Raw genomic sequence first — 7,584 nt, forward strand, 5'->3', positions numbered from 1 at the left:
CGACTACGCCAGCGCCAACGTCACCATCGGCACCGGCAGCCACCTGCACCGCTTCGACAACGGTGGCGAACTGCGCAGCGTGCTGCGCATCTCCAAGTACCAGCGCGACCAGCGCGCGAGCGCGGTGCGCTTTGCCGGCGCCAGCGCCCAGCCCGGTCGCCAGGCCGTCACGCGCGACACCCTCAGCGACGCGACGGTGCTGACCCGCGGCACGCAGAACAAGATCATGGACCTGGACACGGTGGCGCTGCAAAGCGACTACACCGGCAAGTTCAAGGGCTTCGGCGGTACCCACGACGTGGCGGCCGGCGTCGACTTCACCGACGACAAGTTCATCGGTTATGCCGCCACGCTGCCCACCGGCGTGACGCTGACCAAGCCCAACACCACCATCGGCACGCCCAACAACGGCGTGGGCGTGGACGAGTCGCTGCGCATCGTCACGCAGAACCGCCGCTTCGATTCGCAAGGCCTGGGCGCGTATGCCCGTGACCAGGTGCAGATCGCGCCGGACTGGAAGCTGCTGGCGGGCCTGCGCTTCGACAAGTTCAAGGGCAAGTACCAGACCACCTCCACCACCGACACCGCCGACGGCGAGCGCAGCGATTCGCTGTGGAGCCGCCGCTTCGCGGTGCTGTACCAGCCCACGCCGTTCGCTTCGTTCCACCTGCAGTACGGCACCTCGTTCAACACCTCGGGCGACACCTACCAGTACGACAACCTGAGCAAGAACACCGCGCCGGAGAAGAGCCGCAACATCGAGCTGGGCGCCAAGCTGGACTGGGCCGAAGGCAAGTACTCCACCGAGGTCTCGATCTTCCACGCCACCAAGTACAACGAGCGCAACCGCGACAGCGACTCGGCCAGCCCCACCAACTACCTGCTGTCGGGTGAGCGCCATGCGGCCGGCCTGGACATCAACGTGGCCGGCCGCCTGACGCCGGCGTGGGAAGTGTTCGCGTCCTATGCCTGGATTCCCAGCGCCAAGATCGACAAGGGCGCGCCGGACGGCACCACGCTGGCCGCCGGTGAACAGGTGGGCTCGCGCCCCGGCCTGACGCCCAAGCACAGCGGCACGGTGTGGACCACCTACCAGCTGACGCCGGCATGGCGCATCGGTGGCGGCCTGAACGCCCGCAGCGGCATGAAGCCGCTGCAGAGCACCATCATCGCGCCGCGCTGGGTGACTGCCGACCTGATGGCCGAGTACACGATGGACAAGCTGGCCTTCAAGCTCAACATCACCAACATCACCGACAAGCTGTATGCCGACATGCTGTACCGCGGCCACTACATTGCAGGCACGCCGCGCACCGTGATGCTGACCGGCACCTACACCTTCTAAGCTTCACCACCATGCTGCTGACCGTTCCCGACGTGCTCGATGCCGCCGAACTGCGCGAGGCCCAGGCCTTGCTGGCCGGCGCACCGTGGACCGACGGGCGGTCCACCGCCGGCCCGCAAGCGGCCGCGGTGAAGAACAACGAACAGCTGCCGCACCGCTGCGAAGCGGCGCAGCAGCTGCGCGCGCTGGTGCTGAAGGCGCTGGACCGGCACCCCATCGTGTTCTCGGCCGCCTTGCCGCGCCGCGTGCTGCCGCCGATGTTCAACCGCTACGGCGGTGCCACCAATGCCTATGGCGCGCATGTGGACCAGGCGGTGCGCTTCTCGCCCGACACCGGCGAGCGGGTGCGCACCGATATCTCGTGCACGCTGTTCCTGAGCGATCCGCATAGCTATGACGGCGGCGAGCTGGTGGTGCACACCAGCTTCGGCCAGCAGCGCGTGAAGCTGCCGGCCGGCCACCTGGTGCTCTACCCCGGCACCAGCGTCCACCATGTGGAGCCGGTGACCCGTGGCCAGCGGCTGGCCAGCTTCTTCTGGATCGAAAGCATGGTGCGCAGCGACGAGCAGCGCCAGCTGCTGTTCGACCTCGACATGAACCTGATGCGCCTGCGCGAAGCGCATGGCGAAACCGAAGCCGCGGTGGCCCTCACCGGCACGTACCACAACCTCTTGCGCATGTGGGCCAACACATGAGCGACCGGCCCGGCCGCGTGCCCGCCTTGCAGCAGGTGCCACCCGACGTGGTGTGCCTGCCCGACTACGCCGCCCATGCGCGCGAGCGGCTGGACGACAACGCCTGGGCCTACCTGGCCGGTGCCGCGGCCGACGAGATCACGCTGCGCGCCAACCGCGCGGCCTGGGACCAGCTGGCGCTGGTGCCGCGTGTGCTGCGGCGCCTGACCGGCGGCCACACCCGCGTGGAACTGCTGGGCCGCACGCTGGCCCATCCGCTGCTGCTGGCGCCGGTGGCCTACCAGCGCCTGGCCCACCCCGATGGCGAGCTGGCCAGCGCCCATGCCGCCGCAGCGCAAGGCGCGGGCTTCATCCTCAGCGCGCAGGCCAGCGTGCTGATGGAAGACGTGGCCCAGGCCGTGCTGCCCGAAGCCGAACGCGGCCCGCTGTGGTTCCAGCTGTACATGCAGCACGACCGCGGCTTCACGCGCGAGCTGGTGCAGCGTGCCAAAGCCGCTGGTTACGAAGCCATCGTGCTCACCGTCGATGCGCCCAGCCATGGCGTGCGCGACCGCGAACGCCGGGCGCAGCTCAAGCTGCCCGAGGGCGTCTCGGCCGTGAACCTGGCCGGGCTGCCGCCGGCCCCACGCACGCAGATCGACCGCACGCAGAGCTGGGTGTTCGATGCGCTGATGCCCGACGCGCCCACCTGGGACGAGATCGACACGCTGCGCAGCCACACGCGGCTGCCGCTGCTGCTCAAGGGCGTGATGCACCCCGAGGACGCACGCGAAGCGCAGCGCCAGCAGGTGGCCGGCCTCATCGTCTCCAACCACGGTGGCCGCACGCTGGACACCGCGGCGCCCACGGCCTGGGTGCTGCCCCGCATCGCCGATGCGGTGGGCGATGCGATGCCGTTGCTGGTCGATGGCGGCATCCAGCGCGGCACCGACGTGCTCAAGGCGCTGGCCCTGGGTGCGCGCGCGGTGCTGATCGGCCGGCCGTACATGCATGCGCTGGCCACCTGCGGTGCCATCGGCGTGGCCCATGTGCTGCGTGTCTTGCGCGATGAACTCGAGGTCGCGATGGCCTTGTGTGGCTGCCGCACGGTGGCGGATGCAGGCCGCGAACTCTTCTTCGAAGCGCCCTGGTGATGCAAAGGCGCCGCAAAGGGGCTTGAAAGCGGGCTTTGGAGGGTGTTCTCCGAGGGAAAACGGCTTCTCAGCCCCTGATGCAAGCAGTACCATTCGCGCCGCAGGGTGCCCAGAGAGAAACGATGGCTCATGCGGCCATCACCTCCACCCGGCACATCAACCCATTACTTGATGGAGCGAATTTCAAATGGCAACTGCGAAGAAGGCGCCGGCCAAGAAGGCCCCGGCGAAAAAGGCTCCGGCCAAGAAGGTCGGCGGCGCCAAGCCGCCGATCAAGGCTGGTGCCGCGGCCCCCGCGAAGAAGGCAGCTCCGGCCGCCAAGAAGCGCACCCCGAGCGCGGCCTTCATGAAGGCGATGACCCCGAGCGAAGCGCTGGCCGCCGTGATCGGCGCCACCCCGGCGCCGCGCACCGAGGTCACCAAGAAGGTCTGGGACTACATCAAGAAGAACAAGCTCCAGGACGCCGAGAACAAGCGGATGATCAACGCTGACGCGAAGCTGAAGGCGATCTTCAAGAAGGATCAGGTCTCGATGTTCGAGATGACCAAGCTGATCAACGATCACCTGAAGTAAGCCGTTCGAGCGGGCCCGCCAGGGCCTTCGAACCCAGAAGCCGGTGCCACCACAGCACCGGCTTTTTTCATGGCCGCTGGCCGATGGCGGCTTCCACCGTCTGCAGCATGCGGGCCACGTCGATGGGCTTGGTCCAGTAGTCGTCGAAGCCCGCGCGGCGCGCCGCCTCGATCTGCTCGGCCATCGCATCGGCCGACAGCGCCACGCAGCGCAAGCCCGCGGTGCGCGGGTCGGCCCGCAGCGCCGCGATGATCTGAAGGCCGCTCAGGTCGGGCAGGTTCATGTCCACCAGCACCATGTCGGGCAGCAGGCTGCGCACACGTTCCAGCCCTTCGGTGCCATTGCGGGCCACCACCAGCTGCCAGCCCCGCTGCGCGCGGAACACCTCCTGCATCAGCAGCGCATTGAGCGCGTCGTCCTCGATGTAGACCACGCGGCAAGGCGCCGGCTCTTGGCTCGGCTCGGGCTCATGCACTGCTTCGGTTGCCCGCGCCAGGGCCACGCTGAAGCGGCTGCCCACGCCGGCGCGGCTGGTGACCGACAAGGCGCCGTTCATCGTGCGCACCAGCTCGCTGGCAATCACGAGGCCGAGGCCCGTGCCTTCGATGCGCTGGCGTTCCGCACCCAGGCGGTTGAAGGGCTGGAACAGCTGGCGTTGCGCCTGCTCGGTCAGGCCGGCGCCGTCGTCCTCGATGGTGAGCACCGCCTGCAAGGGCAGCAGCCGCAGCTCGAAGCGCACCTGCCCGCGCGGCCGGTTGAACTTGATGGCGTTGGACAGCAGGTTCACCAGCACCTGCTCCAGGCCACGCGGGTCGGCCTGCACCCACACCGGGCCGGGCGGCAGGTTGGCCGGCAGCAGCACCGGATGCACCGACAGCAGCGGCTGCACGATGGCCAGCGCATCGGACAAGGACTTGATGAGGTCGAGGGTCTGCGGCTGCAGGCCGAACTCGCCGCGCTCCAGCCGCGTGAGGTCGAGCACGTCGTTGACCAGCGACAGCAAGTGGCGGCCGGCCTGCTCCACGCCTTCCAGCCGCCGCCGTTGGGCGCTGCCCAAAGGCTGTTCGCGGTCCAGGCCCATCAACTGCGCAAAGCCGAGGATGCCGTTGAGCGGCGTGCGCAGCTCATGGCTCACGCGCGACAGCAGCTCGCTCTTGGCGCGGTTGGCACGTTCGGCTGCTTCCTTGGCGCGCTGCAGCTGCACCGCCTCCTGCTGCGCGGTCACGTCGCGGCAGGTGCCCACGATGGTGACGGCCTGGCCATCGGGCCCGGGCTGCGCACGGCCGAAGATCTCCAGCCATCGGGGCCCACCCTCGGGCAACTGCAGCCGCAGGCGCGCTTCCATGCGCTGACCATCGGCCTGCGCGCGCTGCAGCGCCGCGCGGGCCACCGGCCGGTCTTCAGGGTGCAGGCAGGCCAGCCAGTCGTCGATGCGCAGCGGCGGCTGCGGCCACGGCAGGCCGTGGTTCTGGCAGCCGATGCGGTCGAGCAGCAGCGTCTGGTCGCGGCAGTTGAACTGCGCCAGCCCGGTGACGGTGGCTTCGGCCGCCAGCAGCCAGCGCTCTTCCGAGGCACGCAAGGCCAGTTGCGTCTGCCGCTGGTCGGTGATGTCGGCCACGAAGCCGTGCCACAGCCAGCCGCCTTCTTCGGGCCGCTCGGGCATGGCGCGGCTTTCCAGCCAGCGCTCTTCATCGTCGGGCCGCAAGGCCCGGAACTGCACCTGCCAGGACGACTGCGCGGCCCGCGCCCGCTGGTAGGCGGACCGCAGCGCCGGCAGGTCGGCCGGGTGCACACGCAGCGGCCCCAATGGCAGCTGCGTGTGCAGGCCGAACATCGGCGCCGCGGCCTGCGCATCGGCCGGGCCGTCGGGCGGCAGGGCATCGTCCGGCTCGCGGTACTGGTACAGCGCGCCCGGCAGCAGCGCGGTCATCTTGCGCAGCTGTTCGTCGCGCTCGCGCTCGCTGCGTGCCAGGGCCACGCGCACGCTCACGTCGCGCGCGGTGCCGCGCCAGCCCGCATGCTGGCCCTGCGCATCGAAGAGGGGCACCGCCGAGCGCGAGACCATCACCCGGCTGCGCGGCGTGCGCACCTCGGTCACCGCTTCGGCAAAGGCCTCGGGGCGCGCCAGCCAGTGGTACAGCCGCTGCTCGCCGATCGCGTCGCCATGGCTGTCCAGCAGCGGGCCGTCGGCCAGCGGCTGGCCGAGCAGGGCCTGGCCGTCATGGCCGCCCAGCGCCTCGGACGGCCCGGCCACCCAGGTGTAGCGCCAGGCCCGGTCGCATTCCCACAGCACGTCGCCCGACGCACGGGCGAAGTCGGCCAGGCGATCGCCCGGCCCCGTCCCGGCGGCGCTCACCGCGGCTCCGCCACGCCGAACCAGCCCGCCGCATTGGCCCAGCCGATGCGGCGCGCCACGTCGGGCGGCAGGTCGCCCAGCCACTCGCGCGCGTCCTGCATCAGGCTTTCGTAGGCGCTCCAGCGTGGGTTGACCCAGGTGTCGGAGCCCACCGCAAAGCGGTCGGGAAAGGCCAGCAGCAGTTCGCGCCATTCGGCGCTGAGGCGGCCGCCTTCGGTCAGGCCGGGGCGGTACGACAGCTCGCCCACCAGCCCGGGGTGGCGCTGCAGCAGCTCGCGCACGCGGGGCACCGGCGCACCGCCGATGCCGGTGTGCGCCCACACCAGCCGCGCGCCGGGGGCATGCGCCAGCAGCCGGTCCACGGCCACGTCGTCCACATGGGCCAGCACCAGCAGGTCGCGCTCACGCGCCAGCTGCATCAACCGGCGGGCCACCGGGCCATCGGCATGGGCGCTGTCGTACAGGTGGAATTCGCCGATGCCGCGGTACGGCCCGGCCGGCGTGCCGCGCGCCAGTTCGTCCAGCACCATGCGGTAGATGCTGTCGTCGGCGAACCAGCCGGTGTAGTCGTCACGGTTGCGGTAAAGGCGGACGAACGGCACCACGGTGATGCCGGCGGCGCGCGTCTGGTCGAGCGCCGCGGCCAGCGACCGGGTGCCTTCGTTCGGGCGGCTGTTGGCCACGGCGGCACGCACGCCGCTGCGCTGCAGGCGGCCGATCGCATTGGCCACGGGATAGGTGTCGAACGCTTCCACGTTGTAGTGGAGGTGGGCGTCGAACAACGGGCCTTCGTAGGGCGCGGCGACGGCAGTCGTGATGCCGAGGCCGGCCAGCAGGGCCCCCAGGTACTTCATCGGGGTCTCGGCAAACGGCATGGAAAGAGCACCCATTAGATGACGGTTTGCCCGCAAACCGACATCGACGCGCATGAATTCACGCCCCGATGGTGGCATGCCCAGCCGGGCCTGTGGCTTGCTCCCCCGGGGCACACGGGTGCGTCGTGAATCCGCGACAAATGCACGCGGTCGTTTGTAAGCATCGGCCGAGAATGTGCCCCGGTCGTAAAGTTAGCAATCACTGCGGCAGTTGCGCATCGGCCTTGCACAGGGCCTACCAGGTTCCACCATGAAAACCTCTCTCATCGTCTGGTCCATCACCGTTTCCCTGCTGACAGGCGCATGGCCCGCCCATGCGGCCGTGGCCGCGCAGGCCGCCGGTGCCAAGGCGGTGGGCAGCGCCCCGGCGCGTGTGCAGAACTGTTCTTGGGACAACCCGGGCCACAACCCGTACATGGGCGACCTGCCCTCGGCCATCGACCGCTACACCGACATCTCGCCCGCGGTGCGCGAGCGCCTGAAAAAGCGCATGGCCGCGCGCCAGTACGACGAGATGGTCTCGATCCGCCGCGACAGCATCGTCGGCAAGGACGTCTACCAGTCCGCCATCCGCGACATGCACTTCGGCAACGGCGGCATCTGCAA

At 69.7% G+C, this 7,584-nt stretch carries 7 protein-coding genes; 5 read left to right on the forward strand and 2 right to left on the reverse strand.

Annotated features, from left to right (window positions below; all coding sequences use genetic code 11):
• The 4 genes from ABNT58_RS14880 to ABNT58_RS14895 all read left to right on the forward strand — a co-directional run.
• The coding region (locus tag ABNT58_RS14880; RefSeq protein WP_348754240.1) for a TonB-dependent receptor at positions 1-1,345 on the forward strand (1,345 nt) is incomplete at its 5' end.
• 11 nt (positions 1,346-1,356) lie between these two features.
• Positions 1,357-2,040: a Fe2+-dependent dioxygenase gene (locus tag ABNT58_RS14885; protein ID WP_348754241.1), complete on the forward strand. Its 684-nt coding sequence runs from the start codon at positions 1,357-1,359 to the stop codon at positions 2,038-2,040.
• A complete protein-coding gene (locus ABNT58_RS14890; protein ID WP_348754242.1) occupies positions 2,037-3,173 on the forward strand; it encodes an alpha-hydroxy acid oxidase in 1,137 nt (378 codons plus the stop codon). The genes ABNT58_RS14885 and ABNT58_RS14890 overlap by 4 nt, the downstream gene beginning before the upstream one ends.
• A 187-nt stretch (positions 3,174-3,360) precedes the next feature.
• The gene (locus ABNT58_RS14895) at positions 3,361-3,747 is read left to right on the forward strand and encodes an SWIB/MDM2 domain-containing protein (protein WP_348754243.1); all 387 of its coding nucleotides are present in this window, start codon (positions 3,361-3,363) and stop codon (positions 3,745-3,747) included.
• A 67-nt stretch (positions 3,748-3,814) separates the two neighbouring features.
• Here ABNT58_RS14895 and ABNT58_RS14900 read toward each other — a convergent pair whose 3' ends face one another.
• On the reverse strand, positions 3,815-6,103 hold the full coding sequence (locus ABNT58_RS14900) for an ATP-binding protein (protein ID WP_348754244.1): 2,289 nt from the start codon (positions 6,101-6,103) through the stop codon (positions 3,815-3,817).
• A complete protein-coding gene (locus tag ABNT58_RS14905) occupies positions 6,100-6,957 on the reverse strand; it encodes an amidohydrolase family protein (RefSeq protein ID WP_348754245.1) in 858 nt (285 codons plus the stop codon). The genes ABNT58_RS14900 and ABNT58_RS14905 overlap by 4 nt, the downstream gene beginning before the upstream one ends.
• Positions 6,958-7,228: 271 nt before the next feature.
• Between ABNT58_RS14905 and ABNT58_RS14910 the strand changes: the two genes are divergently transcribed.
• Positions 7,229-7,584, forward strand: a 356-nt coding sequence (locus ABNT58_RS14910) for an MHFG family PEP-CTERM protein (protein WP_348754246.1), incomplete at its 3' end; no start/stop codon positions are given.

Source organism: uncultured Aquincola sp. (assembly GCF_964001545.1).
Classification (GTDB): Bacteria; Pseudomonadota; Gammaproteobacteria; order Burkholderiales; family Burkholderiaceae_C; genus Aquincola.